Raw genomic sequence first — 1,492 nt, 5'->3', positions numbered from 1 at the left:
TAACGAGTTCATTGACATATTGAGAAGCAAAAGAGAATAAGATAAATAACATGTAAGCGAATTAAGGGCGCATGGAGGATACCTAGGCTCTCAGAGGCGACGAAGGACGTGATAAGCTGCGATAAGCCACGGGGAACAGCACATATGTATTGATCCGTGGATTTCCGAATGGGGCAACCCAGTACCATGAAGTGGTATTACCCTACGGGGGGCAAACGGGGGGAACTGAAACATCTAAGTACCCCCAGGAGAAGAAAATAATAATGATTCCGCAAGTAGTGGCGAGCGAACGCGGAAGAGCCCAAACCAGCCTGGTTACGGCCAGACTGGGGTTGTAGGACTCACCAAGTGTATAACAATTGAACTGGAATGACGTGGGAAAGTCAATCGTAGAGGGTGAGAATCCCGTACAGGTAAGAGCGTTATATGAGTGAGTATCCTGAGTAAGTGGGGACCGGAGAAATCCCCTCTGAATCCGGCGGCACCATCCGCCAAGGCTAAATACTCCTGAGAGACCGATAGTGAACGAGTACCGTGAGGGAAAGGTGAAAAGTACCGCGAGCAGCGGGGTGAAATAGAACTTGAAACCATGCGCTTACAAGCGGACGGAGCCTTCGGGTGACGTCGTGCCTTTTGCATAATGAGCCTACGAGTTACGGTCACTGGCGAGGTTAATTCTGTAAACAGAAGGAGCCGAAGCGAAAGCGAGTCTGAAATGGGCGATTAGTCAGTGGCTGTAGACGCGAAACTTGGTGATCTACCCTTGGTCAGGTTGAAGCGCTGGTAACACATCGTGGAGGACCGAACCGGTAAACGTTGAAAAGTTTTCGGATGAACTGAGGGTAGGGGTGAAAGGCCAATCAAACTGAGAAATAGCTCGTACTCCCCGAAATGTTTTTAGGAACAGCGTCGTGGTTGAGTCATGGTCAGGTAGAGCTACTGATAGGGCTAGGGGGAGTCAAATCCTACCAAACTCTGACAAACTCCGAATGGGCTATGATATACACGGCAGTGAGGGCTGGGGTGCTAAGGTCCCAGTCCGAGAGGGGAACAACCCAGAGCATCAGCTAAGGTCCCAAAATATATGCTAAGTTGAACTAAGGGGGTCCGACTGCAGAGACAGCCAGGATGTTAGCTTGGAAGCAGCTATACATTTAAAGAGTGCGTAACAGCTCACTGGTCGAGCGGGGCGGGCATCGATAATAAACGGGCATCAAGCATATTACCGAAGCTATGCGATAGTAATTTATTACGATCGGTAGGGGAGCATTCTCACAGGGGTGAAGGTTTGGCGTAAGCTGGGCTGGACTGGTGAGAAAAGCAAATGTAGGCATAAGTAACGATAATGCGGATGAGAAATCCGCACACCGAAAGACTAAGGATTCCTCCGCTATGCTAATCAACGGAGGGTTAGGCGGGGCCTAAGGTATAGCCGAGCGGCGAATACCGATGGACAGCAGGTTAATATTCCTGCCCCTGCGTTCAGTGTGAA

General features: G+C 49.9%; 1 rRNA gene. It reads left to right on the top strand.

What is annotated here, in order from left to right:
* Positions 1-51: 51 nt before the first annotated feature.
* Positions 52-1,492: ribosomal RNA gene (locus M1L62_RS29240) — 23S ribosomal RNA — on the top strand; the annotation flags it as partial.

Origin of the sequence: Dyadobacter diqingensis, from assembly GCF_024220585.1 — a bacterium.
GTDB lineage: Bacteria > Bacteroidota > Bacteroidia > Cytophagales > Spirosomataceae > Dyadobacter > Dyadobacter diqingensis.
The sequence above is the reverse complement of the archived record's forward strand: the minus strand, read 5'-3'. Positions and strand labels throughout refer to the sequence as shown.